This is a genomic window from Polycyclovorans algicola TG408 (assembly GCF_000711245.1).
GTDB lineage: Bacteria > Pseudomonadota > Gammaproteobacteria > Nevskiales > Nevskiaceae > Polycyclovorans > Polycyclovorans algicola.
In genome coordinates this window covers 2,895,156-2,920,892 of sequence record NZ_JOMH01000001.1, presented here as the reverse complement: position 1 = coordinate 2,920,892, position 25,737 = coordinate 2,895,156, and the positions used below count along the sequence as shown (strand labels likewise).

Sequence of the window (25,737 nt, the reverse complement as noted above, 5' to 3'; positions counted from 1 at the left end):
TCAGCCTGCCGCGCGGCCCGCAGCGCATCGTCTGCCTTACTGAAGAAACCACCGAGACGCTGTATTTGCTGGGCGAGCAGGACCGCATCGTCGGCATCTCGGGGTTCACCGTTCGGCCGCCGCAGGCGCGCAAGGAAAAGCCCAAGGTGTCGGCCTTCACCAGCGCCAAGATCAACCGCATTCGTGACCTGAAGCCCGACTTGGTGCTGGGGTTTTCTGATTTGCAGGCCGACATCGCCGCTGACCTGATCCGTGCCGGCATTCCGGTACACGTCTTCAACCAGCGCAGCGTCGCGGAGATTTTTGAGTTCATTCGCATGCTCGGCGCCATGGTCGATGCGCCGGCCCGCACGCAGGCGCTGATCGACGAGTTGCAGCGCGGCATTGATCAGGTGGTCGCCACGGCCCGCCGCTGGACCCACCGGCCGCGGGTGTACTTCGAGGAGTGGGACGAGCCGATGATTTCCGCCATTCGCTGGGTATCGGAACTCATCGACATCGCCGGGGGCGATGACTGTTTCGCCGAGCTGGCGGCCGAGTCAGCCGCCAAAGACCGCATCATCGCCGACCCCGCAGAGGTGGTTCGGCGCGCGCCCGAGCTGATCATTGGCTCCTGGTGTGGCAAGAAATTCAGTGCCGACAAGGTGGCGGCACGCCCCGGCTGGGACGCGATTCCCGCCGTGCGCAACGGCCACCTTTACGAGATCAAATCCTGCGACATTCTCCAGCCTGGCCCGGCTGCGCTTGGCGACGGCCTGCGGCAACTGCATGCGCTGATCGCCGCCTGCGCGCGTTTGCCCGTGACATGACGGCGCTGCTGATGGCCCTTGCCGTTGCGGTTGACTGGCTGCTCGGCGAGCCGCGTCGCGGACATCCGCTGGTGGCCTTCGGGCGTGTCGTGCGCGCGCTAGAGCACCGCCTCTACGCGCCGCGACGTTGGCCCGGCGTCGTGGGCGTGGCGATTCTTGTGCTGCCACCCACGCTGTTCGCGGCCTGGGCGCTGATCCTGTTGCCGCCGCTGGCCAGCGCAGCCCTTCACGTGGCGCTGCTGTACTTCGCGCTGGGTCATCGCAGCCTGCACGATCACGCCCGGCCGATTGCCGCCGCGCTGGCGGCGGGTGACATGGCGCGGGCGCAAGACCTGACGGCGCGCATCGTCAGCCGTGATTCCGCCGCCATCGACCCCGCGCCTGCCGCCATCGAATCGGTGCTGGAAAACGGCAATGACGGCGTGTTCGGCGCCCTGTTCTGGTTTGCGATGGCCGGTGGCGCGGGCGCGCTGGCGTTTCGGCTGGTGAACACGCTGGATGCCATGTGGGGCTATCGCAACGACCGCTTCGAGCACTTCGGCTGGGCAGCGGCCAAGCTGGATGATGCGATGAACTGGCCCGCCGCGCGGCTGACCGCACTCACCTATGCGGCACTCGGCCACACCCGCAGCGCGCTGCACTGCTGGCGCACGCAAGCCCCGACCTGGGACAGCCCGAATGCCGGACCGGTGATGGCGGCGGGTGCGGGCGCATTGCAGGTGCAGTTGGGCGGCGCGGCGCGTTACGAAGGGGTGTGGCATCAGCGCCCGCCGCTGGGCTGTGGCGCGACGCCCGCCGTCGCCGACATTGAACGTGCCCTGCGGCTGGTGCGTCGCGGCGTGCTGCTGTGGGTGGCGGCGGTCGCGGTGCTGGGTTGGGGGTGGTCGCATGCTTGAACACGGCGGCCGCCTGCGCCGCGCCGCACACGAACACGGCATTCCACTGGCCGATTGGCTGGACCTGTCCACCGGCATCAGTCCGTGGTCGTGGCTTGGCGAATCCGGCTTTGTGCCGTCGCCTGCCAGTTGGCTGCGACTGCCCGAAGATGACGATGGTTTGGCCGTTGCGGCCGCCGACTATTTCGGCGCCGAGGCGCTGCCAGTGGCGGGTTCACAGGCGGCGATCCAGGCTTTGCCGACCCTGCGCGCCGCCTGCCGCGTGGGCGTGCTGTCACCCAGCTACAACGAACATGCCGAGGCCTGGCGGCGCGCCGGTCACAGCGTGCTGGCGCTGGCGGCGACTGCCATCGACACGCAGATCGAATCGCTGGACGTGCTGCTGATGTGCAACCCCAACAATCCGGATGGGCAGGTTTTTGCGCCTGATCAACTGCTGGACTGGCACGCGCGGCTGGCCACACGCGGCGGCTGGCTGGTGGTGGACGAAGCGTTCATCGACGCCACGCCCGCTGCCAGCGTGGCGCGCTGCAGTGACCGGCCAGGCCTGATGGTGCTGCGCTCGCTGGGCAAGTTCTTCGGGCTGGCGGGTGCACGGGTGGGCTTCGCACTGTGTGAACCTGCACTGCGCCACGCACTGCGGGAGCGGCTGGGCCCATGGCCGCTGGCCGGCCCGGCACGCGAAGTGGCAGCCCGCGCGCTGCAAGATCACGTTTGGCAGCAACGGCAGATTCAGCGTCTGAGTGCCGCAAGTGCCGACCTCGCCACCGGCCTGCGTTCGGCCGACTTGGCGCCAACCGGCGGCTGTGCCTTGTTCCAGCAGATTGAGACGGCTGATGCGCCACTGCTCCACGCCGCGCTGGCGCGGCAGGGCATTCTGGTGCGGGCCTTCGCGGCACCGGGGCGGCTGCGGTTGGGCCTGCCGGGTGATGCGGCGCAGCGACAGCGTTTGCAGGCGGCGCTGGCGAACCTCGAAGCGCGTGTGTCGTGAATAACAGCGCTTTCAACACAGAGGCACAGAGGATAAAGATGAAGCAAAGGACGCAGAGAAAAGCCAAAGGGATATGCCTTTTTCGAATACTTTCCTCTGTGTCCTCTCTTTTCCCTCTGTGCCTCTGTGTTGAAGGCTTTTAGTCCGCATGACCGCCAAAACCCTCATGGTGCAGGGCACCACCTCGGACGCCGGCAAGTCGACCTTGGTGGCCGCGCTGTGCCGGGTGCTGATGCGGCGTGGCGTGCGGGTGGCGCCGTTCAAGCCGCAGAACATGGCGCTGAATTCGGCGGTGACGGCCGACGGCGGTGAGATTGGCCGCGCTCAAGCGCTGCAGGCGCAGGCGGCGGGCGTGGCGCCGACCACCGACATGAACCCGGTGCTGCTGAAACCCAATACCGACATCGGCGCACAAGTGATCATTCACGGCAAGGCCGTGACGTCGATGGATGCGCGCGCGTATTACGACTACAAGACGGTGGCGATGGAGGCGGTGCTGGCCTCGCACGCGCGACTGATTGCTGCCTACGACGCAGTGATCGTCGAGGGCGCGGGCTCGCCCGCCGAGATCAACCTGCGTGATCGCGACATCGCCAACATGGGCTTTGCCGAAGCGGTGGACTGTCCGGTGATTCTGATTGCCGACATCGACCGTGGCGGTGTGTTCGCCCACCTGGTCGGCACCCTGGAATTGCTCAGCACCCGTGAGCAGGCCCGGGTCAAGGGCTTCGTCATCAACCGTTTTCGCGGCGACATTGCCATGCTGGAACCCGGTCTGCGCTGGCTGGAAGACCGGACCGGCAAGCCGGTGCTGGGCGTGCTGCCGTACCTGAAGGGCCTGCAACTCGATGCCGAAGACGCGATTCGCCGCGACGCCAGGGACAAGCCGCAGGCCTCGCTGCGCGTGGTCGTTCCGGTGCTGCCGCGCATCAGCAACCACACCGATTTCGACGCACTCGCCGCGCACCCGCAGGTCGACCTGATCTGGGTCGGACCGGGCGATGTGCCGCCAGCGGCGGACCTGGTGGTGCTGCCGGGGTCCAAGTCCGTGCGTGCCGACCTGGCGTTTTTACGCGAACGCGGGTGGGCCGACTATTTGGACCGGCATCTGCGCTACGGCGGCAAGCTGATGGGCATTTGCGGCGGCATGCAGATGCTGGGGCGCACCATCGCCGACCCGCTGGGGCTGGAGGGCGATGCCGGGTGCAGCGACGGCTTTGGGCTGCTGGACCTGAGCACCGAGTTGGCCGCCGACAAGCAGTTGCGCAACGTGCAGGGCGAGCTGCTGCTGGGTAAGCCGGTCCTGGTGCGGGGCTACGAAATCCACGCCGGGGTGAGCCAGGGCCCGGCGCTGATGCACCCTGCCGTGCGCTGCGGTGACCGCCCGGATGGCGCGCAGTCCACCGACGGACAGATTGTCGCCACCTATCTGCACGGCGTGTTCGATGCGCCCGAAGCGCTCGCTGCGCTACTGCACTGGGCCGGCCTGCGTGACGTGCAAGGCTTCGATCTGGACGCCCACCGCGAGGCCTCGCTGGAACGGCTGGCCGACAGCGTCGAGCAACATCTTGACCTTTCTCGAATCCTGAAAATGTTGGAGATGGAAACCGTATGAGCGATGCAAGCAGCACCCTGATTCTGGGCGGCGTGCGCTCGGGCAAGAGTCGTCTCGCCGAGCGTCTCGCCATCGAGTCCGGCCTGCCGGTGACCTACATCGCCACGGCAACGCGCAGCGACGATGCCGAAATGGACGCGCGCATTGCCGCCCATCAGCAACAACGCCCGCCGCACTGGACCACGGTCGAGGCGCCGCTGCGGCTAGCCGCGCAACTACAAAATCATTGCGCGCCGGCTCGTTGCGTTTTGGTCGATTGCTTGACCTTGTGGCTGACGAATCTGCTCTGCGCCGACGATGCAGGGCAACTTGAATCGGAGTGCGAGGCGCTGGTCGCACAACTGCCATCGTTGCCGGGGCAGGTGATTTTCGTCAGCAATGAGACCGGTCTGGGCGTGGTGCCGATGGGTGAACTGACGCGGCGGTTTGTCGATGCCGCCGGCACGCTGCATCAGCGGCTTGCCGAGCGCTGCGACACGGTGATTCTCACCGTTGCAGGTCTGCCACACGTGCTCAAGCCGGTGCGCGAATGAACGATCCTGACTGGTTGAACCGGCCCGTCAGGTTGCCCGACGAGGCCATCGCCGAGCGCGCACTGCAGCATCAGGCGCAGCTCACCAAGCCGCCCGGATCGCTGGGCAGGCTTGAAGGGCTGGCGGTGCGTCTGGCGGCGATGCAGCGTCGCGAGAGGCCACGTGTCGATACGGTGCACATCAGCATCTTCGCGGCCGATCACGGGGTGGCGGCCGAGGGGGTGTCGGCGTTTCCACAGGCCGTTACCGCGCAGATGATCGACAACTTTGCCGCCGGTGGCGCGGCCATCAGCGTGCTGGCGCGACAGTTGGGCGCGAGCCTTGAAGTGATTGATCTCGGCACCGTCGTCCCGTCCACCCGCACGGCGGGCGTCGTGCGCCACTCCATCGCGCCGGGCACAGCGAACCTGTCGCGGACGGCGGCGATGACGGACGAACAGCTTGGACTCGCATTGCGCGCCGGACGCGAAGCGGTCGTGCGCGCGGTGGCGCAGGGCGCTGACCTGTGGATTGGCGGTGAGATGGGCATTGGCAATACCACGGCGGCCACGGCACTGGCCTGCGCGCTGCTCGGCGCCGCGCCGGCCACGCTGACCGGGCGCGGCACCGGCATTGACGACGTGCGGCTGCAACACAAGGTGAGGGTCATCGAGCGTGCGCTGGCGCTGCACGCCGGGGCGAAGACGCCGCTGGCGTTACTGCGCTGTCTCGGCGGTTTCGAGATCGCCGCACTGGTCGGCGCGATCGTGACCTGCGCTCAGCGCGGTTTGCCGGTGTTGGTCGACGGCTTCATCGTCAGCGTCGCGGCACTGCTGGCGGTGCGGGTCAATCCACGGGTGGCCACCGCTTTGATCTTTGCCCACCGCTCGGCTGAAGCCGGGCACCAATCCGTGCTTGCGGCGCTCAACGCCCAACCGCTACTCGATCTTGATCTGCGCCTGGGGGAAGCCAGCGGCGCGGCGCTGGCGGTGCCGCTGCTGCGCCTCGCGTGTGCGCTGCATCGCGAGATGGCGACGTTCGCAACGGCGGGCGTCTCGGCATCGGACGAGAGACAACCCTGAGCGGTGTCTAGCGCTTCGGAATGTCGAGTACCAGCGTGGCGTTGTAACCGTTCTCGTCACAGCGCGCCGGGTCGGGGTAGGGCGTGGTGGCGCGGGCGTAGAGCATCCACCGACCGGCGTCTGGCCGTGGCACGGTGAAGCGGCCCTGGTCATCGCCATCGAATAGAGCGGGGCGCGCTTCCGGCGCGACGCCGATCAGGCTCAGGCGGCCGGTGTAGGGCGCATCGAGAAAGCGCACCCTGAGCTGTAGCGTGTCGCCTTCCTGCGAGTGGGGGTCCAGCCTGATTTCCAGCGGGTGGCCCAGGTCATCGCCGGTTGCAGCCGCCGAAAAGTCCAACAGCGCTTTCAGGCTGTTGCGCGAGTAGACGCAGCTTTCCGCATCGGGCACCTCACTGCGCGGGCGCCGCTCGCCACCGCCCCCGGCTTTTGGGCTCCAGTAACCGGGTTGCTGGATGACCGCGACCGCCACGGCGTCAGGTGCGAGGGTGAAGCGGGTCTGCGCCGGGTCGTCGGGCGTCAGCGTCTGCGTGGCGCCGCCGGCGTCGAAGCTGGTCACGGTATCGAGACGCCCGGCCGGCAAGGGTGCGGCATCACCGGGGCCATGGCCGAAATGCACTTCGATGAACGGCGCGTCAACCGCGTCCATGTCGGCGGCAATCCATGGAAAGTGTGCAAGCGCCGGTGCGCAGGCGGTCAGCAGTCCGGCAGTGAGCAGCCGGCGCGCAAAACGTTTAGAAGTCATAGCCGATTTGCAGCCTCAGGTTGCGTCCGGGGTTGGGCACCAGATTCACCGCGCGACGGTACTGCCGGTCGAAAAGATTGTCGATGCGGGCATCCAGCCGCAGCGCGCTGCCGAGTTGCCAACTGGCGAACAGGTCGGCAACGGCGTGCGACGGTGCCACGCCGGCGGCGTCGGGGTCGGTGGTGAGCGGCAAGCGGTCCTGGGTGGCGGCATGGCGACCACGGCCGCCGATCTCCATGCCCTCGACGGCGCGCCACGCGGCCAACAAGGTGATCTCGTCGGCGGGGATGGCGGCCAGCGGATCGCCCTGGGTGCGGTCGTCTCCGCGCACCCGTGAGCCGATCAGTGCCGCGCGGTAGCGCGGATGGTCATAGCGCAGTTCCAGCTCGATGCCTTCGAGGCGTGCTTCGGTGACGTTCTCGAAGCGCGTGGTGTTGGGCATCGCCGGGTCGCCGTCACCACGCACGATCTGTTCGATGAAATCGTCGATGTCGTTGCGGTAAACACTGAGCTGGCCGTGCACACGGTCGGCGGTGTTCCACACGCCGCTGCGCGACCACAGCAGCCCGGCCTCAAGATTGTGGGCGCGCTCGGGGTCGAGGTCAGGGTTGGGCACAAAGGTGTTGCCGGGGAAGTGCTGTCCGCCCACGTACAACTCGCGTAGCGATGGTGCGCGGAAGGCTTCGGCGTAGCTCAGATAAGCGTCGAGTCGGTCGGTGAGCACCACACTCAGGGTCGCCTGCGGCGAGACTTCGGTGTAACGAATGGATTCAAGGCCCTGTCGCTCGGCGCTGAGCTTGATGCGATCAACGCGCGCGCCAACGGTCAGCGCGGCGCGTTCAATCAAGGCGATGCGGTCCTGGATGAACGCGCCCATCACCGCTTGCTCGGCGTTCTCGAACTGCGGTCGTGGCTGGCCGTTTTCGAGCCCCACCTGTTCGTCGCGGTACAGCTCGATGCCGTAGGTGAGCTGATGCGCCATCGGCCCGGTGACGGCGCGGCTGGTGTTGAAAAGATCGAGTCCGGTGGTTTGAAGTTCGTTGACGATGCTGGGGCGGGTGGGGTCTTCGGGCTGCTCGTCCATGTCGACGGTGGTTCGATACGCACTCACGTCGAGGTCCCACAGTGCTGAACCCAGGGGCTGAAAGGTGTAGCGCAGGCTGCCGGTGCGCTGCTGGATGTCCCGCACGATGACGTCTCCGCGCGGCCGGTCGGCGGTGACCCTGCTGAGGCTTTCGTCGTCAAAGCTCAGGTAGCTCGCCGAAAAGTTGCTGGCCTCACCGGCGGCCCACGTCGCCTTCAGCAGTGCGCTTTCACTGTCGCTGCCGGAGAAGGCGATGCGCTCGCCGTTGCCATCCTGATAGTCGTTGGCCTGGGCCGTGCTGAGGCTGCCGAGCAGTCCGAAGCCACGTTGCCGGGTGGCGAGGGTGGCGCCCAGCACGCGTTCGTCAGCATTGCTCTGATAGCCGCTGAACACGCGTCCACCGTGCACGGCACCGGAGGCCAGCAGCGCGTCGGCATCGAGCGTGCGCAGGTCGACCACGCCGCCGATGGCGCCGCTGCCGTAGAGCGTTGACGCGGGACCGCGCAGCACTTCAACGCGCTGCAACAGCGCCGGGTCGAAGAAGGTCTGACCCCGGTGGTTGATTTGCAGGTTTTGACGGGCGCCGTCGATGCGCACCACCACGCGGCCGTCGCTCAGGCCGCGCAGGGTCGGCTGCAGAGCGTCGCGGCGCGGCCCGGATGAAGCGGTCACGCCGGGAATTTCCTGCAGCACGTCGTCGAGGCTGCGTGCCTGGCGCTGGTCGAGCGTCTCTCGGTCGATGACCGAAATTGGTGCGATGGTTTGCCCTTGCACCTGCTCGACGCGGCCCGCCGACACGGTGAGATCCGGCAGCACGACGCCCGGCTCGTGCGCCAAGGCTGCGCTCGCGAAGCAGCAGCCCGACAGCGTCATGGCGACACGTTTGATCATGGGTTTTCCTGAGGGTTGGTCGTTTTACGCCATCACTCAAGCGGCGGATGCGACTGAATCTGCGGCGCCAGCCCCAGCGTAAACTGCCCCCATGACGCTTCTTCGATTGTTGGCGGCCTTGTTGTGTTTATCGGCCGCAGGTCTGGCGGTCGCCGAGCCCTATCGACCCGATGATGACCGGCTGGTGCTGCTGCGGGTGACCCCGCGCGAGGCGCCGCAGTTTGCCGAGCTGTGGGCGGCGCGCGCGGCCATGCGCGCGTCACCCGGCAATCTTGAACGGGCCTTGGACTTCGCGCGCCGTGCCATCGATGTCGGCCGTCGCCACGGCGACCCGCGTTTCATGAGTTACGCCGAGGCGGCGCTGGCACGCTGGCAGGGGCCCGAAACGCCACTGGAGGTGCGGGTGATTCGTGCCACCTTGGCGCAAAACCGGCATGCATTTGAGGCAGCCCTGAAAGAGCTCGATCTCGTGCTCGACGCGGAGCCGAACCATGCCCAGGCGCGCCTGACGCGGGCGGTGGTTCACAAGGTTCAGGGGCGCCCGGCGGAGGCACTGCGCGACTGCGCGGTGTTGCTGGGGCGCGCCAGCCCGCTGATCGTGGCGACCTGCACGGCCGACAGCGCGGGGCTGGGGCCGAAACCGGCATCGGCGCTGGCATTCCTCGAAGCCGAAATTGTTCGTGCCCCTGACGCGCCGATTGCCGAGCGGTTGTGGGCGTGCACGGTGCGGGCCGAGATTGCCGAGCGCCTGGGGGCGGCAGACGCCGAGCGGTATTTTCGTGAGGCCTTGCGGCTCGACAGCGCCGCAACGCCGGATCCGTATCTGCTCAATGCCTACGCTGACTTTCTGCTGGAGGAAGGGCGGCCCGCCGACGCACGAAACCTGCTCAGTGCCCACGCAGACGGCAATGACGCTCTGTTGCGACTGACGATTGCCGAGCGCCAATTGGTGTCGGAAGGTGACCGCGATCTGCAGCCGACCTTCGAGCGACATCGTCAGACCCTGGCGCAGACGTTTGCCGCCAGCCAGCGACGCGGCGACAGGCCTCATCGGCGTGAGTGGGCGCGGTACCTGCTCGAGGTCGAGGGTGATGCGACGAAGGCCCTGCCGGCCGCGATTGCGAACTGGTCGGAGCAGCGCGAGCCGGCTGATACCCTGCTGCTGTTGGATGCGGCCATCGCGGCGGGTCAACCGGAGGCGGCTGAACCGGTCAAAGCATGGCTGCAGAAGGTGGGTCTGGAAGATGTGCGCATCCAGCGGCGTCTGGACGCATGAGGGTCTGGTGGTGGTTGATTGCCCTGGGCGCGATCAGTTCAGAGGCCGGCTCCCACAAGCCCAGCGACAGCTACCTGCGGATCAAGGTGGTTGACGAGCGGATCGAAGGCCGCTGGGACGTGCCGCTGCGTGATCTCGATTACCTGATGGACCTCGATGCCGATGGAGATGGCCGTGTCCGTTGGGGTGAGGTCCGCCAGCGTGAGAACGAGGTCACTGGTCTGCTCCAGGGCCATCTGGCCGTTGAAGCCGATGGCGCACGCTGCCTGCTGGATGCGCTGCCGCTGCAGGTGACCGACCTTGCCGACGGCACGGGCATCAGCCTGCCCCTCGCGGGTCGCTGCGCAAATGTCCCTGAGATACTGACGGTGCGCTACGGACTGCTGTTCGAGGTGGATCCGCAGCACCGCGGACTGTTGCAACTGGACTGGGACGATGCCTCGCACGTTGGCGTGTTCTCGCCGCAGCGCAGGGCACTGACGCACGTCCGTGATCGCGCCAGTCTCGGGGCGACGTTTGCGCAGTTTTTCGTCATTGGCGCGCGCCACATCGCCATTGGGCTCGATCACCTGTTGTTTCTCGCGGGCCTGTTGCTGCCGGCCGTGGTCTGGCGCGAGCGTGGCGGCTGGCAGGCGGCCAGCGATGCCCGTCAGGCGTGGTGGGGGGTGGTGCGCATCGTCACGGCATTCACGCTCGCCCACGCGCTGACGCTGAGCCTCGCGTCGCTGGACCTGCTCCGCGTGCCGACGCGGCTCACCGAGTCCCTGGTGGCCGCAACCATCGTCTTCGCCGCACTCAACAACCTGTGGCCAATGGTGCGACGTCGCCTGTGGACGGTGGCCTTCGGCTTCGGGCTGATCCACGGCGCGGGCTATGCCAGCGTGCTGGGCGATCTTGGTCTGCAAGGATGGATGCTGGTCACCGCGCTGCTGGCCTTCAATCTGGGCGTCGAGGGGATGCAGGTGGCCGTCGCCGCGCTGTGGGTGCCGCTGGCCTACCGACTCAGGCAGCAGCCGGTGTATCAGTGGGGTGTGGTCGGCTTCGGGTCGCTGCTGGTCGCGATGATGGGGCTGGTCTGGCTGCTGGAGCGCAGTCTCAATTTACGTTTCATCGGGTGAAACTGATGCGTCTATATCGCGGCATGGGTGGGGTTGCGCTGCTGTTGGCTGTGGGCATGGCGCACGGGCATGGCGCCGAGTTTCGATCGCTGCCGGATGTCGATGCGTTGAGCCTGCGCTTTGGCTACAGCGTGGGTGAGCCGATGGCCGACACCGACGTGCGCGTCGTGGCGCCCGACGACACGCTGTGGCAACAGGGCCGGACTGATGGGGCCGGTACGTTCAGCTTTTTGCCAGATCGGGCGGGTCGCTGGCAGGTGATCGCCGACGACGGCCTGGGCCATGAGGTGATGGCGGACCTCGACGTGTCGGCCGACGGCGCGGCGGCAGCCGGTCAGGCGCCGACGGTCATACGCGTGCCGCCGCTGCTGCTCTTCGGACTGCTACTGGCAAGCCTGGTGGTGAATGGGCTTTTGATCTGGCGACGGCTCGCGCGCTGAGCCGGGCCGTCACAGAAGATTCACCGCTCGGCTGCATCCACCTGGTCGTCCATCACGTTTCACCTGGCGTTAAGTCGAATTTGCAGCACACCCACAATTGTTCACCGAGGGGAATCAGTCGATGTCGAAAAAAATCATGACCCAGACCGCGCTTGCCGTGGCACTGGCCACCGCTTTCAGCGCGCCCGCGCTGGCGTCAAGCCACCGCGAAGCGCCGTTTATCACCACGTCGCCCAAAGTCGACGGCACCGATTTCTACATGTTTCGCAGTTATGAGGAAGGCCGTGAAGGCTTTGTGACCCTCATCGCCAATTACCTGCCGCTGCAGGACGCTTACGGCGGCCCCAACTATTTCGCGCTGGACCCCAACGCGTTATACGAAATTCACATCGACAACGACGGCGATGCGGTTGAAGACATCACCTTCGGCTTTCGCTTTACCAACACGCTGGCGGGTGCATCGCTGAACATCGGCCCCGATGGCGCGCCGGTCGCCGTGCCGCTGCGTAACATTGGCGGCATTGGTCCTGGGGTGGCCGACAGCGGCAACTCCAACCTCATCGAAACCTACGAGGTCAGCGTGACCCGCGGTGATCGTCGCAGCGGTGACCGCAGCATGGCCACCAACGCCGACGGCGGTGATTTCGTGAAGCCGACGGACAACATCGGCGGCAAGTCGATCCCCGACTACCCGACTTATGCGGGCAACCACATCTTCCCGATCAGCATTCCCGGCTGCGCGACCGATGGCAAAGTGTTTGTCGGTCAGCGCAAGGAAGGCTTTCCGATCAACCTCGGGCAGGTGTTTGACCTCGTTAACCTCAACCCGCTCGGTGAACGTCAGCGCAACCTGAACATTGTCGATGACAAAAACATCACCTCGATTGCGCTGGAAGTGCCGATTAGCTGCCTGACCGAAGGCGAAGAACCCGTCATCGGCGGCTGGACCACGGCCAGTCTGCGTCAGGCGCGCGTGCTCAACCCCGAGCCGCAGCGCACCGACACTTCCGGCGGCATGGCTGGCAACACCGGGCCCGAAGTGGTCGGTGGTGCGTGGAGCCAGGTGTCGCGCCTGGGCTCACCGCTGGTCAACGAAGTGGTGATTGGCCTGCCGGACAAGGACCTGTTCAACACCAGCGAGCCGTCGAATGACGTCGATAACTTTGGCGCGTATGTGTTGTATCCGACCTTGCCGGTGTTGATCGATATCCTGTTCTTTGGCGGCGAAGGCAACGCGGTACCCGCCACGCCGAGAACGACCGACCTGCTCCCAGCGTTTGTCACCGGGGTGCCCGGATTGAACCAGCCCGCAGGTGGTGGTGCTGGCGAAATGCTGCGGCTCAACACCGCAATCGACGTGACGCCCGCCGCAATGCAGAGCGATCTGGGTTTCCTCGGCTGCGACTTGGCCGGCTTCCCCAACGGTCGTCGTCCGCTGGAAGACGTGACGGACATCGCCCTCAACGTGGTGATGGGCGCGATCACCGCCGAGAATCAGAACGAGCTGCAAACCTGTGACCTGTCGGGCGATGCGCCTGCGGTCGTCAACGCTGGTGCCGTGGTCAATGACGGCGCGCTGTTCACCATCGACGACTTTCTGCCCGGCTTCCCCTACCTCAACCACCCGACGCCCGGCGCGCCGGCGGTCGAGTAAGGGGTGATCATGAGCACGATCATCAAAAGAGCCGCACTGCTATCACCCCTGCTGGCGGTGGGATTGCTGGTGGGCTGCAACGACAACGACACTCGTTTGTTAGTGAATCCGGCACCAACGCCGTCCGTCACCCCGACACCTCCGCCTGACGCGGCGGCGTTCGAAGGCGACGCTGCAGCGTTCGTGGTGTTTCTGAGAGATCTGGACACCGACGGTGACCCGCTGCCGGTCAACGACGGCAACATCGTCTTTCAAGACACCTCAGAGGTCACCGACCCGGTGCCGGTGAATCAGTAGTCGGGTTTGTCGCAGGTTACAAAAAAGGCGGGGTTTCCCCGCCTTTTTTGTGCCTGCTATCTGGTGATCAGCTTGGGAATGCGTCTCGCAAGGCTTCATACGCCGCCCGCTGCGTATCGGTCGTGGCCGCCGGTACATTGACCGCCAGGGTGACGATTTGGTCGCCCGCAGGGAGTCCGGGCAGGCCGCGGCCCTTGAGCCGTAATTTGTTACCCGAGGTGCTGCCCGGCGCGACATTGAGGGTGACGTCGCCGCCGAGGGTCGGCACGCTGACGCTGCCGCCCAGTGCGGCCACCCAGGGACTGATCTGCGCCGTGTGATAGACGGTTTTCTGATCCACCGTGAACTGTGGGTGTAGCGCGAAAGTGACCTCGAGCAAGACATCGCCACCACGATTGCCTTGGCCCGGCACGCGGATGGTCTGACCGTCGGTGATGCCTTTGGGGATGCGCACGTCCAGCGCCCTGCCGCCGAGCGTGAAGCGCCGCGTGGCGCCGCTGTAGCTGTCTTCCAAGGTCAGCGTGATGCTGCTGCGGGTGTGTTGCGGCGGTCGCGGACCACGGCCGGTGCCGCCGCCCATGAAGTTGGAGAACAGGTCTGAGAATCCGCCGGCATGGCCTGCGCCGAAGCCGCCACCGTCGCGGTAGGCCGCATCCCAGCCGGGGGGCGGCGCAAAGCCGCCGCCTTTCCAGTTAGCGCCCAGTGTGTCGTAGCGGCGGCGCTTTTCGGGATCGCTGAGCACCTCATTTGCTTCGTTGATGTCTTTGAAACGCCGCTCGGCATCGGCCGCCTTGTTGCGGTCGGGGTGATAGTCGCGCGCCAACCGCCGGTAGGCTTTTTTGATGTCGTCGGCCGAGGCATCGCGGGAGATGCCTAGCGTCTTGTAGTAATCGGGGTTTTCCATCGTCGGGCTCTGAGAACGAAATGGGGCGCCGCGAAAGGCGCCCCATTGAGACTCAACAGTTTAGCGCCTCGACCGCGGCGCCTCGGTTACTGGGTCACGGTGATCCGCCGTGGCTGGGCCTGGGGCCGCTTGGGGATGTGCACTTCGAGCACCCCGAGCCGCCCGCTGGCGGTCACGGCTTCGGCATCGGCCGTGTCGGGCAACGTGAAGCGCCTGTGAAAGCGCCCGGCAGCCCGCTCGCGACGACGTCGCTCGATATTGACCGGCTCGTCGGCTGCCTGACGGTTGCCGGACAGCGTGAGCACGCCCTCGTCGAGGGTGACATCAATGCTGGCCGGGTCGACACCGGGCACGTCGGCATAAATGACAAACCGGTCGGGGTACTCCTCAATGTCGACCGGCGGTGCCCAGTCGGCGGTTGCGCCGCTGCTGTCGTCGCCCGGCGAGCGGTCGAGAAAGCGGCTGAAGTCGTTGACCAGATCGCGATGCAGGGTCCAGGGGGTGTAGTGGATGAGGCTCATGACGCACTCCTTATGAGGTGGCTTGACATGAAACCCATACTGTGAACGCCTTGAAAATTTTCAAGAGGGCGGCTGCGGGTCATGACGACAGCAGCACCACCTCCGGCTCCTGAACGCCATAGCCCTGGATGAAATTGACGCCGAGCTGCCACAGCCGCGCCATGGTCTGGGCGTTTTCAACGTGGCTCACCACCGACTTGACGTTGCGCTGGTGGACCAGCTCGACCAGCTTCTTGAGCTGGTCGAGACGCTCGCCGGTCTCGGTTTTGTGGGTGAAGCTGGGGGCCAGCTTGACGTACTGCACGGGCAGGTGGTCGAGCAGCTTGAGCGCGTGCGAGCTTAGACCGAAGTGTTCAATGGCGAGGTCTGCCCCTAGCGCGCGTAAGCCGCGACTGAGGACGATGGCCTTGCGGATATGTTTCTCGATTTCGCTTTCGCGCAGGCCGAAGACGATTTTGCCCGGCTCCAGCGGATGCTCGGTCAATTGCGGCGTCAGCCATGCCAGGAAGGCGTCGGCGTCGCGTACGGTCTGTTCGCCAAGTTTGACGATCAGCGGCGGCGCGTTGCCCTGTTCCCGGCGTCGCTGCATGGCGATGACGCGCGTCGTGACCCAGCGGTCAAGCTGGGTGATCAACTGAAACTGCTTTGCCGCTTCGATGAACCAGCTTCCGGTTTGCTCCTCGCCCTGTTCGTCCATGATCCGCAGCAGCACATCGTGCGGATGGATGGCGTCACCCTGCAGGCTGGTGATCGGCTGAAAGGCCAGGTGCAGGTCATTGTCGTCGAGCGCCTTTTTGACGCGCGTGGCGCGCCGCTCCAAGGTTTGCAGCGCGACCGCGGTATCGGCCTTGTTGCCAAAGATGCGGCTGTACTGGCCCTGCTCGGTCGGTAGCGCGCGGACACCCGGCACCAGCGCCACCAGCGCCGCGCTGTAGCGGTCCTCGTCGGCCACGGCGTAAGCGCCGGCCTTGAGAACCAAATGCGCCTCATGGCGGCTGGACTGGAACAGATGCCGGTTGCCGGTGGTCACCAGTTGCTCCAGCCAGTCGGCAAGTTGGTGCAGGGCAGGGCTGCGTAACAGGCCCATCCACTCCGAGGTGCCGGTGCGGAACAAGACGTCGCCCTTGCCGAGGCGGTTCTGCAGCCACTGCTCGACCGCTTCCATGAGCGCGTCAACGGCCAGGTAGCCGAGCTGTGTTTCAAGGGTGTCGAAGCGGTCGACCACCAGCATCATCAGGGTGGGCCGGTCTTTTTCATCCAGCCGTTCGATGGCCTCGGTGAGGGTCTCGCGACCCGAGGTGACACTGGCCGTCTCAAGCACGGCGTCGGTCGTCGGCATGCGCACAATCAGATCGACACAGGGCGCGCCCTCAAAGTCGCTGCTGCTGATCTCGAAGCGCACCGGCCGTGACTGGTCGGAGCGTGTCTGCAGCGCGCACTCCAAGACTTCGTCGGCGCGCTCCCAGCGACCCATGCTGCGGTACAGATGCTTGAAGTGCGCTTTGACGCGGGCCTGGTCGTCGGGCACGACCAAGTTCATGAGTGGGCTGCCGATGAGGTCTTCGTCGGTCTTGCGACCCAACAGGCGCCGCGCGGCACGGTTGATCTCGATGACGATGCCTTCCTGGATGCGAATGATCACATCCTGGGTTTCGGCGACCAGCAGCGTGTGGCGACGTTCGAACTGCTGCAGTCGCAGCCGCAGGCGGCGCAGCTCACGCAGGTGCAGGTGGTGCTGTAGTTGCTGGGTGACTTCGAGCTCGAGATGGGTCAGCGCCTCGGCAGACTCGGTGGTGACCAGGGCGCTGGCGCCCTGACGCAGCGCCGCCTGGGCCATCTGCTGCGAGTACTCGCTGGCCCAATGAATCATCGGGGTGTCGGGGGCCCAGCGCTCACGATGCGCGATGACGGCTGCAAGCACCGACGGGTCAAGGCGGCTGTCGACCAGCAGCACATGCGGTGACTGGCGCTGCAGCGAGCGCTCCAGCTCTTCGATGTCGGCCATCCACGCCACCCGAACCGGGTGCCCCTGATTGCGCAGGGTGCTCTCGACGATCTGCGCCAGGTCGGCGGTTTCACACAGCGTCCAGACCATCCACCGGTCCGTGGTGTTGCGCGCGCGACGCATCAGTCCAAGCATTGTGTTCCCTGTGGGGTGTAAATGGTTTTGCCGGGCTGTCCGGGAATTTCGCGTGCCAGGCGGGGTAACAGATAGCCGGGCAGGCGTGCCGCAAGAGTCTGCATGAGTTGTAGCGCCTCTTTCAGGGGCACGTCAAAGTGCATTGCGCCGACCACCGGATCGAGCAAGTGCAGGTAGTACGGCATGACCTGCCGGGCGAACAGTGATTCAGACAAATGTTGCAGCACGTCGGCATCGTCGTTGACGCCGCGCAGCAACACCGACTGGTTGAGCAGGGTCGCGCCCTGATCGGCCAGCGACGCCAGCGCGCGGCCCACGGACGCGTCGATTTCCTGCGCATGATTGACATGCACCACGACCACCTTTTGCAGACGGGTCGTGCCCAGCCACGACAGCATCGCGGCGTCGACCCGGCTGGGCAGAACGATCGGCTGGCGGGTATGGATGCGCAGCCGCTTGAGATGCGGAATGGCGTCGAGGCCGGCCACCAACTGCGCCAGTTTGTCGTCACTGAGCGACAGCGGATCGCCGCCGGAAAGAATCACCTCATGAATCGACGGGTCGGCGGCCAGCGTGGCCAGTGCGTCGTGCCACTGGCCTCGGGAGGCCAGTTGATCGCCGTAGGGGAAATGCCGCCGAAAGCAGTAACGGCAATGAATGGCGCAGGCGCCGGTGGCGATCAGCAGCGCGCGTCCCTGGTACTTGTGAATGATGCCGCCGCCGCGGGTCTTGACCAGATCGCCGACGGCATCAATGCGCGCGTCGGAGTGCGCGGCTGCTTCCAGCGGGTGCGGCCACACCTGGCGGAACAGCGGGTCGTCGAGCTTGCCGCGGGTCATGCGCTGGCGGTAGGCCAGCGGCACCTTGAGCGGAAAGCCGCGCGCCGCCGCCGGCGCCAACTGCGGATGATCGGCCGGCAGCGACAGGGCTTCGAGCAGCGCCAGCGGGCTGATCTGACTGGCCGCCAGTTCGCGCTGCCAGACGGCGGGCTGCCGGGAAGAATCGGGTTTGGTTATCATCTCGCGCTTATTGTCGGCCCACAGGGCGGTGCCGGCCCTTTCTTCTTCCCTTTTTGAGCAGCTTATATGGCATCCGTCAGCACCAACGAAATGAAGTCCGGCACCAAGGTTCTGATCGACGGTGACCCTTACGCCATTCTCGAGAACGAGTATCGCAAGCCCGGCAAGGGGCAGGCCACCAACTCGCTGAAGATTCGCAACCTGCGGACCGGCCGCGTGCTCGAAAAGACGTTGCGCTCGGGCGACAGCTGGGAAGTTGCCGACATTGAAGAAACCGACATGCAGTACCTCTACAACGACGGCGAGTTCTGGCACTTCATGAATCCGGCCACGTTTGAGCAGTTGCAGGCCGGGCAGGCGGCCGTGGAGGACGCCATCAAGTGGCTCAAGGGTGAAGAGACCTGCCGCATGATGCTGTTCAACGGCGTGCCGCTGTACGTCAATGCGCCGAACACTGTCGAGCTGCAGATCACCGAAACCGATCCCGGCGTGCGCGGGGACACCTCGGGCGGCGGCGGCAAGCCCGCCACCCTGGAAACCGGCGCCGTGGTGCGTGTGCCGCTGTTCGTGCAGCAGGGTGAAGTGATCAAGGTCGACACCCGCACCGGCGACTACATGGGCCGCGTCGGGAAGTGATGCGTGTGCCGCGTGAGGCGTGGGCGCCCTCGGCACCCCGGACTCACCTGAAGGCGCGGGCGGATCTTTACCGGTCCATCCGCGCCTTTTTTGATGCGCGCGGCGTGCTCGAAGTCGACACGCCCATCCTGTCGCGCCACGCCACGGTCGACCGGCATATCGACAGTTTTTTGGCGGCGCCGGACCTCGCAAGCCACACCGCTCAACGGTACCTGCAGACCTCGCCCGAATTCGCCATGAAGCGGCTGCTGTGCGCCGGCAGTGGTGCCATCTGGCAGATGGCCAAGGCGTTTCGTGCCGAAGAGGCTGGGCGTGTTCACAACCCCGAGTTCACGTTACTGGAGTGGTATCGCCCGGGCTTTGATCATCATCAGTTGATGAATGAGGTCGAGGCACTGCTGCGCGCCGTTGGCGTGACCGCCGCCCCGGCGTTTGACCGGCTGACCTACCGCGACGCCTTTCAGCGCCACGCCGGCATTGACCCTCACACGGCTTCACTGGCGACGCTCAAAGCGCTGCCCGAGACCCACGCCTTTGCCGACGAGATGGATCGTGACGTGCTGCTGGACCTGTGGATGAGCCACCGCGTTGGGCCCAACCTGGGGCGTGAAGTGCCGTGCTTCGTGCACGACTTTCCGGCCAGTCAGGCGGCGCTGTCGCGGGTGGCGAACGACCGCGCACAGCGCTTCGAGTTGTTCTGGGACGGCCTGGAGTTGGCCAACGGGTTCTTTGAGCTGGCAGATGCCGATGAGCAGCATCAGCGCTTCATCGCCGAGCAACGATGGCGTGCAGAACGCGGCCGTGCCGCGCCGCCACTGGATGCACACCTGATTGCCGCGCTGCGACACGGTTTGCCCGACTGTGCCGGCGTGGCACTGGGCGTTGATCGGCTGCTGATGCGGCTGCTGGGCGTCGCGTCAATTGACGAGGTGCTGGCGTTTCCGGCCGGTCAGGCTTAAAGCAGCGCCAAAATCGGCGCCGGCAACTTGAAGGGCTTACTGCCGTAGAGGTGGGTCAGCAAGGTGCCCATCCACTCGCGCGTTGCCGTAATGGTTTCGAGTTTGAGCACCATACGACCGTCGATCTTCTCGAGCCGGTAATGCTCGACCTTGACCGTGACCGGGCCGCCTTCACCGTGCAGGTTGATGGTGGCTTCGACCTGCTGCGAGGCCGTGTCGACCGTGACGTCCAGCAGGTTGCCGTAGGGCGACAGTTTGTCGGTGGCATACGCCTTGATGGCGGCGGCGATGGCTTGATCTTTCATATTGCGCATGCGTTTCAACATTGGGTTGACCCTCTAGTGCAGCACTTCTAACAAAGCGTTAGGCGATGGCGAGTGTGATTGAGTGCAGATCGAGGCGCATCGATACGCGATAGCGGGCACTATCGCGACGATGAGCAACGAAGAGATGTGCTCAAGCGCGCCGCCAGAACGAATGAATTGTTGGAAGCGCTGCACTAAAGCACGTCTGATGCGAAGGCGGCCAGTCGTGACCGTTCACTGCGGGCGAGTGTGACGTGTCCGCCATGAACCCACCCTTGAAAGCGGTCGACGACGTAGGTCAGGCCGGAGGTGGTTTCGGTGAGGTAAGGCGTGTCGATCTGCCCGAGGTTGCCGAGGCAGACCATTTTCGTGCCGGGACCGCACCGCGTGATCAGGGTCTTCATCTGCTTGGCGGTGAGGTTCTGCGCCTCATCAACAATCACGAAGCGGTTGAGAAAGGTGCGGCCGCGCATGAAGTTGAGGCTGCGAATCTTGATGCGCTTGGCCAGCAGGTCGTTGGTGGCGGCGCGTTCCCAGTCACCGCCGCCCGAGGGCTGGGTGAGCACCTCGAGGTTGTCCATCAGCGCGCCCATCCACGGCGTCATTTTTTCTTCTTCGGTCCCGGGCAGAAAGCCGATGTCATCGCCGACCGGCACGGTGACGCGGGTCATGATGATTTCGCGGTAGCGCGGGTCATCAAGCACCTGGGCCAAGCCGGCGGCCAGGGTCAGCAGCGTCTTGCCGGTGCCGGCGGTGCCGAGAATGGTAACGAAGTCGATGTCGGGGTCGAGCAGCAGGTTCAGTGCGTAATTCTGCTCGCGGTTTTTGGCGTGAATGCCCCAGACGCTGGTGCGGCTGGCGCGGTAATCGCGGATGACCCGGACCTCGGCCTCGGCCGCATCGGCGTCGACCTTTTGCACGATCAGTTCGAGGCCACCGTCTTCGTCATCCGGAATGCAGAGAAACTGATTGACATGCCAATGCTGGGTCAGCGGTCCCTTGATGCGGTAGCAGGCGCGGCCCAACGCGTCCTGCCAGCTGTCCATGGCGTCGCCGTGGGTGTTCCAGAAATCAGCGGGCAGTTCGAGGTAGCCGCTGTACAGCAGGTCAACGTCTTCAAGGACCTTGTCGTTGCTGTAGTCCTCTGACTCGGCGCCGACGATGGCGGCCTTGATGCGCAGGTTGATGTCTTTGCTGACCAGAATCACCGAGCGATTCGGCAGCTCCCCCGCCAATGCGAGGGTGGTCATCAAGATGCTGTTGTCAGGCTTGTTGCCCGGCATGTTGCCCGGCAGCGTGACCTCGCTGGGGCGTGTCTGGAAGAACAATTTGCCGCCCACGGCTTTTTTCTGCGCGCCGCCCTGCGGCGTTTTTTGCGGCTTGGGTAGGGCAATGCCACGCTCGATCTGCGCGTGCGACTTGTCGCGCATCATCTCGTCAAGAAAGCGACTGACCTGACGGGCGTTGCGGGCGATTTCAGACGTGCCTTTCTTGGCAGCGTCCAGTTCTTCGAGCACCACCATGGGGATGAAGATGTCGTGTTCCTCGAAGCGGAACAGACAGCTCGGGTCGTGGAGCATCACGTTGGTGTCCAGCACGAAGGTTTTTTTGCTCATCAAGGCTCGCTTGGCACAAGAAAAGCCGATGCGAGACGCGCCCGCATCGGCCGGAAAAGAGGTCGTGAAACGACGCGCTTCAAGCGCGCTTCAATGCGTCGAGCACCGCTTGCGCGTGCCCCTTGACCTTGACCCCGCGCCACAGCTCAACGAGCTCGCCTTTGGGGTTGAACAGGAAGGTGCTGCGGTCGATGCCGACATATTTTTTGCCGTACATCGACTTCTCACGCATCACATCGAGCGCCTCGCACAGCGCGCCATCACCGTCGGACAGCAGCGTGAACGGAAATTCGTGTTTGGCGATGAAGTTGTCGTGGGCCTTGACGCTGTCTTTGGAAAAGCCCATCACTTCGGCCCCGGCGGCCTTGAACGACGCATAAAGGTCGCGGAAGTCCTGGCCTTCCTGCGTGCAGCCCGGCGTGTTGTCCTTGGGATAGACATACAGCACTAGGTGCTTTCCCTTTAGGTCATGGAGGTTTACGGTCTGGCCGCCGCTGGCCTTGAGCGTGAGGGCGGGGAGGGTGTCACCGATTTCAAATGCCATAACGCGATTGAATGCTCCGAGAGGTGAGTTTCAGGTTTTGATGGGGTCCATCATGCCGTCCGCATTCAGGTCATCGCACAAATCCATGAACGATTCGCGCAGCGCCTGCGGATGCTGGCTGACCGGAACGTGGCACACCATTTGTACGCTACACATGCTCGCACCGGTGTGGGTGGACGCATATTTCTGCGACGATATTTCCGGGCTCTGTACGCCCTGGGCGCTGAAGAACTCGAGCAGGTGCACCAGCAGGTCGGGCTGCTGGGGGGCGATCACGTCGACCGCATAGGGGCGAAAGTCGGGTAACGGTTCGCGCGCGCCGCAGCGTTCAAAGCGGATCTGCAGCTCCAGTCGCTCGGCGACGCCCGGCAGCGCGGTCTCGAGCCTGCCCAGGGTGCTCCAGTTGCCCGAAACCACCATGTTGGCCGTGAGCAGGTCGCCGATGGGGGCAATTCGACAGTCCTCAACCTCGCCCCCGCGCTCGCGGATGGCCTTGAACAGCTCAAGCGGAATATCGGCTCGGGCGCGACCTAGAATGGAGATGGACAGCAGGTTGTCGGAGTTGGACATGGCGTCAGGTGGGCGAACTAACGGCAAGTGTAAACCGGCCTCAAGCAGGCGCAAGGGAGTCGTGAATACGAGGCTGTCGTTATACTCGTCGACCTATTTTGTTGTTTGACGCTCAATCACATGATCAAAGGCAGTCTGGTCGCGCTGGTGACCCCCATGGATGCCGACGGCGCCATCCAATGGGACGCGCTCGACCGCCTGGTGGATTGGCATATCGCCGAAGGCACCGACGGCATCGTCGCTGTGGGCACCACCGGCGAGTCCGCCACACTCGACCTTGACGAGCACATTGCCGTCATCAAGCGGGTGGTGGACCGGGCCTGTGGACGCATTCCGGTCATCGCCGGCACGGGCGCCAACAGCACCGCTGAAGCCATTGAGCTGACTGAAAAGAGCGCCGCCATTGGTGCCGATGCCGCGCTGATCGTCACCCCGTATTACAACAAGCCCCCGCAGGAAGGCCTGTTCCGCCACTACAAAGCGATTGCCGAAGCGGTTGACCTGCCGATCATTGCTTACAACGTGCCCGGCCGCACCGGGGTCGACATGCTGCCGGCCACCGTCGCCCGTCTGGCGCAGGTGCCGAATATCGTCGGTGTCAAAGAGGCCAAGGGCGAGATGGCCCGGGTTCGCGAACTGCTGGCGCTGGGTCTGGGCCCCACCTTCGCCCTGTATTCGGGGGATGACGCCACGGCGCGCGAGTCAATCTTGCTGGGCTTTCATGGCGACATTTCGGTGACCGCCAACGTCGCGCCGGAGGCCATGCATCAGATGTGCGCTGCCGCCCTGGCCGGTGACAGCGCCCGCGCCGCCGAGCTGGACGCGCCGCTGCAGGCACTTCACCGTGATCTGTTTGTCGAACCCAATCCGCTCCCCGTGAAATGGGCACTTGCCCGCATGGGCCGTATCGGGGAAGGGCTGCGGCTGCCGCTGGTACCGCTCGCAACTTCCTGTGAATCCACCGTGACCGCCGCGCTCGCCGAAGCCGGTATTCAGATCTGAACCTCATGATGAAAACTGCTTGTAGCGTCACCTTCCTTGCCTTGCTGGCGACCGGTTGCAGCACGACCCGGCACTGTGAGCGTGAACAGCCCTACCAAGCTGCCGAGATGGCGGAGACCGTGAACTCGGTGGATGGCATTTCGCCGCCCAGCTCGCCCTCGGCGCTGCGCATTCCCGAGGTGGCGGCGGCGGAAGAGTCCTACGCGTTCGAAGAGCCTGATCCGGCCAACCCGGACAAGACTCGGGTCCGCTGCCTCGACGTGCCACCCGACATGCCGAAACAGCCGGACGCCTGACCCAATTGGTCGCTGACCTTCGGCTATACTCCCGCCCCCTGGAGAGGTGTCCGAGTGGTTGAAGGAGCACGCCTGGAAAGCGTGTATGCGGGTCAAACCGCATCGAGGGTTCGAATCCCTCTCTCTCCGCCAAATCAGAGGTCGCTTGCCGCTGAAGCGTTGCCAAAAAGGCCCCAGTCGCACGGGGCCTTTTTGCGTTCGGCGCTCGCCGGCGCGGCCCAAGACGACGAATCGTGAACCCGTGTGCCGGGCTGCTAATCTTGTGGTCCCTTCCTTGACCTCGACCCCTCGACAGGAAATCGGCTGATCCATGTCTGTTGCATACAAAAACGTTTACTGGCTGTGGCTGTCGGCTGCCGTGATCCTGATTGACCAGGTCACCAAGCAGCTGGTGGTGCGCAACTTCGAGCACTACGACGTGCTGCCGCTGATTCCGCACTTCAACCTCATTCGCCTGCACAACACCGGCGCGGCGTTTTCGATGTTGTCGAATGCGCCGCCGCTGTTCTTTGTCACGCTGGGCGTGGCGGTCAGCGTGGGCATTTTGATCTGGCTGCGTCGCCACCCGCAGACCGAGCGGCTGATGGCCGTGGGCCTGGCACTGATCCTCGGCGGCGCGCTGGGCAACGTGATGGATCGTGTCGGCCGCGGTTACGTCGTTGACTTCATTGACTTCTATTGGGGGACCTGGCACTTCGCCGCGTTCAATGTCGCCGACATGGCCATCTCGGTCGGCGCTGCCGTGCTGATCCTCGATGCGTTTCTACAGTGGCGGCGCGAGCGGGCGGCGCGTAAGTCGGCATGAAAATCGTCCTCGCCAACCCGCGTGGTTTTTGTGCGGGTGTTGACCGCGCCATCGAGATCGTCGAGCGCGCTATCGAGCAGCTTGGCCCACCCATCTACGTACGGCACGAGGTGGTGCACAACCGCTTCGTGGTCGATGACCTGCGCAATCGCGGCGCCATATTTGTCGAAGAGGTCGATCAGATCCCCGCCGGCGCCACCTGCATTTTCTCGGCCCATGGCGTCTCGCAGGCGGTGCGCGATGAAGCCCGCCAGCGTGGTCTGACGGTGTTTGACGCGACCTGCCCGCTGGTCACCAAGGTGCATATCGAAGTACAGCGCTATGCCCGCGAAGGACGCGACGTGGTGCTGATCGGTCACGCCGGACACCCTGAAGTCGAAGGAACCATGGGGCAGTTCGACACCAGCTTTGGCGGTGCGATTCACCTGGTTGAATCGCCTGCCGACGTCGAGGGGCTCAACCCCAGGCAGCCCACGCACATGGCCTATGTGACGCAGACCACGCTGTCGATGGACGACACCGCCAAGGTCATCGACGCGTTGCGGGTGCGCTTTCCGAGCATCATGGGTCCGCGCAAGGACGACATTTGCTACGCCACCACCAACCGGCAGGAGGCAGTCAAAGCCTTGGTCCAGCAATGCGACGTGTTGCTGGTGGTCGGTTCGGCAAACAGCTCCAACTCGAACCGGCTACGCGAGTTGGGCACTCTGGCCGGCGTCAATGCCTACCTGGTCGATGGCCCTGATGACTTGCGGGCGGCATGGTTTGACGGCTGCCAGGCCGTTGGCGTGACGGCGGGTGCCAGCGCGCCCGAGACCATCGTTCAGGACGTGGTCGCGCGGCTGAAGGCGATGGGCGGCACCACCGCCGAAGAAATGAAAGGCCGGGAAGAGACCATTGTGTTTTCGCTGCCCCCGCAGCTGCGACGTGCCATGGAGACACGCGAGCCGCCCGGCTCGCGTTGAGCCCCGGTTGTGCATGAAAAAGGCCCGACGCGTCGGGCCTTTTTCATG

27 protein-coding genes and 1 tRNA gene are annotated in these 25,737 nt (G+C 65.0%); 18 read left to right on the top strand and 10 right to left on the bottom strand.

Going from position 1 to position 25,737, the window contains the following annotated elements:
* Nucleotides 1–5: 5 nt before the first annotated feature.
* The 6 genes from U741_RS0114015 to cobT all read left to right on the top strand — a co-directional run bounded on the left by U741_RS0114015 (nucleotide 6) and on the right by cobT (nucleotide 5,905).
* Entirely contained in the window at nucleotides 6–809 is an 804-nt protein-coding gene (locus U741_RS0114015; RefSeq protein ID WP_152551711.1) for a cobalamin-binding protein, read from the top strand.
* Nucleotides 810–820: 11 nt separating this feature from the next.
* The gene (locus U741_RS0114010) at nucleotides 821–1,705 is read left to right on the top strand and encodes a CobD/CbiB family cobalamin biosynthesis protein (protein ID WP_200872735.1); all 885 of its coding nucleotides are present in this window, start codon (nucleotides 821–823) and stop codon (nucleotides 1,703–1,705) included.
* The gene (cobD, locus tag U741_RS0114005) at nucleotides 1,698–2,696 is read left to right on the top strand and encodes a threonine-phosphate decarboxylase CobD (protein WP_029891076.1); all 999 of its coding nucleotides are present in this window, start codon (nucleotides 1,698–1,700) and stop codon (nucleotides 2,694–2,696) included. The genes U741_RS0114010 and cobD overlap by 8 nt, the downstream gene beginning before the upstream one ends.
* Nucleotides 2,697–2,844: 148 nt before the next feature.
* Nucleotides 2,845–4,311 carry a cobyric acid synthase gene (locus U741_RS0114000; RefSeq protein WP_029891075.1) on the top strand — a complete coding sequence of 489 codons (1,467 nt, stop codon included), beginning with the start codon at nucleotides 2,845–2,847 and terminating at the stop codon, nucleotides 4,309–4,311.
* Nucleotides 4,308–4,844, top strand: coding sequence for a bifunctional adenosylcobinamide kinase/adenosylcobinamide-phosphate guanylyltransferase (cobU, locus tag U741_RS0113995; RefSeq protein ID WP_029891074.1), 537 nt, complete (start codon nucleotides 4,308–4,310; stop codon nucleotides 4,842–4,844). Before U741_RS0114000 ends, cobU begins: the two co-directional genes overlap by 4 nt.
* A complete protein-coding gene (gene cobT, locus U741_RS0113990) occupies nucleotides 4,841–5,905 on the top strand; it encodes a nicotinate-nucleotide--dimethylbenzimidazole phosphoribosyltransferase (protein ID WP_029891073.1) in 1,065 nt (354 codons plus the stop codon). The genes cobU and cobT overlap by 4 nt, the downstream gene beginning before the upstream one ends.
* A gap of 7 nt (nucleotides 5,906–5,912) precedes the next feature.
* Here the strand turns inward: cobT and U741_RS0113985 are convergent, their stop codons facing one another.
* Entirely contained in the window at nucleotides 5,913–6,647 is a 735-nt protein-coding gene (locus U741_RS0113985) for a DUF4198 domain-containing protein (protein ID WP_029891072.1), read from the bottom strand.
* The gene (locus tag U741_RS0113980; protein ID WP_052378839.1) at nucleotides 6,637–8,622 is read right to left on the bottom strand and encodes a TonB-dependent receptor domain-containing protein; all 1,986 of its coding nucleotides are present in this window, start codon (nucleotides 8,620–8,622) and stop codon (nucleotides 6,637–6,639) included. The genes U741_RS0113985 and U741_RS0113980 overlap by 11 nt, the downstream gene beginning before the upstream one ends.
* Before the next feature lie 91 nt (nucleotides 8,623–8,713).
* Here U741_RS0113980 and U741_RS0113975 point away from each other — a divergent pair, with 91 nt between their 5' ends.
* The 5 genes from U741_RS0113975 to U741_RS0113955 all read left to right on the top strand — a co-directional run bounded on the left by U741_RS0113975 (nucleotide 8,714) and on the right by U741_RS0113955 (nucleotide 13,407).
* Nucleotides 8,714–9,898 (top strand): tetratricopeptide repeat protein, encoded by a 1,185-nt coding sequence (locus U741_RS0113975; RefSeq protein ID WP_043110292.1) that lies wholly within the window; start codon nucleotides 8,714–8,716, stop codon nucleotides 9,896–9,898.
* Complete coding sequence (locus U741_RS0113970; protein ID WP_029891069.1) at nucleotides 9,895–11,016, top strand: HupE/UreJ family protein; 1,122 nt, start codon at nucleotides 9,895–9,897, stop codon at nucleotides 11,014–11,016. The genes U741_RS0113975 and U741_RS0113970 overlap by 4 nt, the downstream gene beginning before the upstream one ends.
* 5 nt (nucleotides 11,017–11,021) lie before the next feature.
* On the top strand, nucleotides 11,022–11,456 hold the full coding sequence (locus U741_RS17940) for a hypothetical protein (protein WP_152551621.1): 435 nt from the start codon (nucleotides 11,022–11,024) through the stop codon (nucleotides 11,454–11,456).
* 121 nt (nucleotides 11,457–11,577) lie between these two features.
* Nucleotides 11,578–13,110, top strand: a complete 1,533-nt coding sequence (locus U741_RS0113960) for a DUF4331 domain-containing protein (protein ID WP_029891067.1) — start codon at nucleotides 11,578–11,580, stop codon at nucleotides 13,108–13,110.
* 9 nt (nucleotides 13,111–13,119) lie between these two features.
* Complete coding sequence (locus U741_RS0113955) at nucleotides 13,120–13,407, top strand: hypothetical protein (RefSeq protein ID WP_029891066.1); 288 nt, start codon at nucleotides 13,120–13,122, stop codon at nucleotides 13,405–13,407.
* 67 nt (nucleotides 13,408–13,474) lie between these two features.
* Here the strand turns inward: U741_RS0113955 and U741_RS0113950 are convergent, their stop codons facing one another.
* The 4 genes from U741_RS0113950 to epmB form a co-directional block, all read right to left on the bottom strand.
* On the bottom strand, nucleotides 13,475–14,311 hold the full coding sequence (locus U741_RS0113950; protein WP_029891065.1) for a DnaJ C-terminal domain-containing protein: 837 nt from the start codon (nucleotides 14,309–14,311) through the stop codon (nucleotides 13,475–13,477).
* Between the two features lie 86 nt (nucleotides 14,312–14,397).
* On the bottom strand, nucleotides 14,398–14,832 hold the full coding sequence (locus tag U741_RS0113945) for an Hsp20/alpha crystallin family protein (protein WP_029891064.1): 435 nt from the start codon (nucleotides 14,830–14,832) through the stop codon (nucleotides 14,398–14,400).
* Nucleotides 14,833–14,911: 79 nt separating this feature from the next.
* Nucleotides 14,912–16,972 (bottom strand): EAL domain-containing protein, encoded by a 2,061-nt coding sequence (locus U741_RS0113940; protein ID WP_084154884.1) that lies wholly within the window; start codon nucleotides 16,970–16,972, stop codon nucleotides 14,912–14,914.
* Nucleotides 16,960–17,991: an EF-P beta-lysylation protein EpmB gene (gene epmB, locus U741_RS0113935; protein WP_029891062.1), complete on the bottom strand. Its 1,032-nt coding sequence runs from the start codon at nucleotides 17,989–17,991 to the stop codon at nucleotides 16,960–16,962. The genes U741_RS0113940 and epmB overlap by 13 nt, the downstream gene beginning before the upstream one ends.
* A gap of 66 nt (nucleotides 17,992–18,057) precedes the next feature.
* Between epmB and efp the strand changes: the two genes are divergently transcribed.
* Together efp and epmA are read left to right on the top strand one after the other, a co-directional pair.
* Nucleotides 18,058–18,627 (top strand): elongation factor P, encoded by a 570-nt coding sequence (gene efp, locus U741_RS0113930; RefSeq protein WP_029891061.1) that lies wholly within the window; start codon nucleotides 18,058–18,060, stop codon nucleotides 18,625–18,627.
* On the top strand, nucleotides 18,627–19,586 hold the full coding sequence (gene epmA / locus U741_RS0113925) for an EF-P lysine aminoacylase EpmA (protein WP_029891060.1): 960 nt from the start codon (nucleotides 18,627–18,629) through the stop codon (nucleotides 19,584–19,586). Before efp ends, epmA begins: the two co-directional genes overlap by 1 nt.
* On the opposite strand, the gene U741_RS0113920 is transcribed toward epmA, so the two are convergent.
* The 4 genes from U741_RS0113920 to U741_RS0113905 all read right to left on the bottom strand — a co-directional run bounded on the left by U741_RS0113920 (nucleotide 19,583) and on the right by U741_RS0113905 (nucleotide 22,621).
* A complete protein-coding gene (locus U741_RS0113920; RefSeq protein WP_152551620.1) occupies nucleotides 19,583–19,891 on the bottom strand; it encodes a hypothetical protein in 309 nt (102 codons plus the stop codon). The two genes, epmA and U741_RS0113920, sit on opposite strands and share 4 nt — an antisense overlap.
* Before the next feature lie 194 nt (nucleotides 19,892–20,085).
* A complete protein-coding gene (locus U741_RS0113915) occupies nucleotides 20,086–21,507 on the bottom strand; it encodes a PhoH family protein (protein WP_029891058.1) in 1,422 nt (473 codons plus the stop codon).
* A gap of 79 nt (nucleotides 21,508–21,586) precedes the next feature.
* Nucleotides 21,587–22,051, bottom strand: a complete 465-nt coding sequence (locus U741_RS0113910; RefSeq protein ID WP_029891057.1) for a peroxiredoxin — start codon at nucleotides 22,049–22,051, stop codon at nucleotides 21,587–21,589.
* A gap of 30 nt (nucleotides 22,052–22,081) precedes the next feature.
* On the bottom strand, nucleotides 22,082–22,621 hold the full coding sequence (locus tag U741_RS0113905) for a glycine cleavage system transcriptional repressor (RefSeq protein WP_029891056.1): 540 nt from the start codon (nucleotides 22,619–22,621) through the stop codon (nucleotides 22,082–22,084).
* Between the two features lie 120 nt (nucleotides 22,622–22,741).
* On the opposite strand from U741_RS0113905, the gene dapA reads away from it, so the two are divergent.
* The 5 genes from dapA to ispH all read left to right on the top strand — a co-directional run bounded on the left by dapA (nucleotide 22,742) and on the right by ispH (nucleotide 25,689).
* Complete coding sequence (gene dapA, locus U741_RS0113900) at nucleotides 22,742–23,623, top strand: 4-hydroxy-tetrahydrodipicolinate synthase (RefSeq protein WP_029891055.1); 882 nt, start codon at nucleotides 22,742–22,744, stop codon at nucleotides 23,621–23,623.
* 5 nt (nucleotides 23,624–23,628) lie between these two features.
* On the top strand, nucleotides 23,629–23,919 hold the full coding sequence (locus tag U741_RS0113895) for a hypothetical protein (protein WP_152551619.1): 291 nt from the start codon (nucleotides 23,629–23,631) through the stop codon (nucleotides 23,917–23,919).
* A 40-nt stretch (nucleotides 23,920–23,959) separates the two neighbouring features.
* Nucleotides 23,960–24,051: transfer RNA gene (locus U741_RS0113890), tRNA-Ser, on the top strand.
* Between the two features lie 178 nt (nucleotides 24,052–24,229).
* The gene (lspA, locus tag U741_RS0113885) at nucleotides 24,230–24,724 is read left to right on the top strand and encodes a signal peptidase II (protein ID WP_029891053.1); all 495 of its coding nucleotides are present in this window, start codon (nucleotides 24,230–24,232) and stop codon (nucleotides 24,722–24,724) included.
* Nucleotides 24,721–25,689, top strand: a complete 969-nt coding sequence (gene ispH / locus U741_RS0113880; RefSeq protein WP_029891052.1) for a 4-hydroxy-3-methylbut-2-enyl diphosphate reductase — start codon at nucleotides 24,721–24,723, stop codon at nucleotides 25,687–25,689. Before lspA ends, ispH begins: the two co-directional genes overlap by 4 nt.
* Nucleotides 25,690–25,737: the final 48 nt, after the last annotated feature.

Coding starts and splice junctions, on each gene's coding strand:
- U741_RS0114010 (WP_200872735.1), top strand. CDS start 821: ATGGCCCTTGCCGTTGCGGTTGACTGGCTGCTCGGCGAGCCGCGTCGC.
- cobD (WP_029891076.1), top strand. CDS start 1,698: ATGCTTGAACACGGCGGCCGCCTGCGCCGCGCCGCACACGAACACGGC.
- U741_RS0114000 (WP_029891075.1), top strand. CDS start 2,845: ATGACCGCCAAAACCCTCATGGTGCAGGGCACCACCTCGGACGCCGGC.
- cobU (WP_029891074.1), top strand. CDS start 4,308: ATGAGCGATGCAAGCAGCACCCTGATTCTGGGCGGCGTGCGCTCGGGC.
- cobT (WP_029891073.1), top strand. CDS start 4,841: ATGAACGATCCTGACTGGTTGAACCGGCCCGTCAGGTTGCCCGACGAG.
- U741_RS0113985 (WP_029891072.1), bottom strand. CDS start 6,647: ATGACTTCTAAACGTTTTGCGCGCCGGCTGCTCACTGCCGGACTGCTG.
- U741_RS0113980 (WP_052378839.1), bottom strand. CDS start 8,622: ATGATCAAACGTGTCGCCATGACGCTGTCGGGCTGCTGCTTCGCGAGC.
- U741_RS0113975 (WP_043110292.1), top strand. CDS start 8,714: ATGACGCTTCTTCGATTGTTGGCGGCCTTGTTGTGTTTATCGGCCGCA.
- U741_RS0113970 (WP_029891069.1), top strand. CDS start 9,895: ATGAGGGTCTGGTGGTGGTTGATTGCCCTGGGCGCGATCAGTTCAGAG.
- U741_RS17940 (WP_152551621.1), top strand. CDS start 11,022: ATGCGTCTATATCGCGGCATGGGTGGGGTTGCGCTGCTGTTGGCTGTG.
- U741_RS0113960 (WP_029891067.1), top strand. CDS start 11,578: ATGTCGAAAAAAATCATGACCCAGACCGCGCTTGCCGTGGCACTGGCC.
- U741_RS0113955 (WP_029891066.1), top strand. CDS start 13,120: ATGAGCACGATCATCAAAAGAGCCGCACTGCTATCACCCCTGCTGGCG.
- U741_RS0113950 (WP_029891065.1), bottom strand. CDS start 14,311: ATGGAAAACCCCGATTACTACAAGACGCTAGGCATCTCCCGCGATGCC.
- U741_RS0113945 (WP_029891064.1), bottom strand. CDS start 14,832: ATGAGCCTCATCCACTACACCCCCTGGACCCTGCATCGCGATCTGGTC.
- U741_RS0113940 (WP_084154884.1), bottom strand. CDS start 16,972: ATGCTTGGACTGATGCGTCGCGCGCGCAACACCACGGACCGGTGGATG.
- epmB (WP_029891062.1), bottom strand. CDS start 17,991: ATGATAACCAAACCCGATTCTTCCCGGCAGCCCGCCGTCTGGCAGCGC.
- efp (WP_029891061.1), top strand. CDS start 18,058: ATGGCATCCGTCAGCACCAACGAAATGAAGTCCGGCACCAAGGTTCTG.
- epmA (WP_029891060.1), top strand. CDS start 18,627: ATGCGTGTGCCGCGTGAGGCGTGGGCGCCCTCGGCACCCCGGACTCAC.
- U741_RS0113920 (WP_152551620.1), bottom strand. CDS start 19,891: ATGAAAGATCAAGCCATCGCCGCCGCCATCAAGGCGTATGCCACCGAC.
- U741_RS0113915 (WP_029891058.1), bottom strand. CDS start 21,507: ATGAGCAAAAAAACCTTCGTGCTGGACACCAACGTGATGCTCCACGAC.
- U741_RS0113910 (WP_029891057.1), bottom strand. CDS start 22,051: ATGGCATTTGAAATCGGTGACACCCTCCCCGCCCTCACGCTCAAGGCC.
- U741_RS0113905 (WP_029891056.1), bottom strand. CDS start 22,621: ATGTCCAACTCCGACAACCTGCTGTCCATCTCCATTCTAGGTCGCGCC.
- dapA (WP_029891055.1), top strand. CDS start 22,742: ATGATCAAAGGCAGTCTGGTCGCGCTGGTGACCCCCATGGATGCCGAC.
- U741_RS0113895 (WP_152551619.1), top strand. CDS start 23,629: ATGATGAAAACTGCTTGTAGCGTCACCTTCCTTGCCTTGCTGGCGACC.
- lspA (WP_029891053.1), top strand. CDS start 24,230: ATGTCTGTTGCATACAAAAACGTTTACTGGCTGTGGCTGTCGGCTGCC.
- ispH (WP_029891052.1), top strand. CDS start 24,721: ATGAAAATCGTCCTCGCCAACCCGCGTGGTTTTTGTGCGGGTGTTGAC.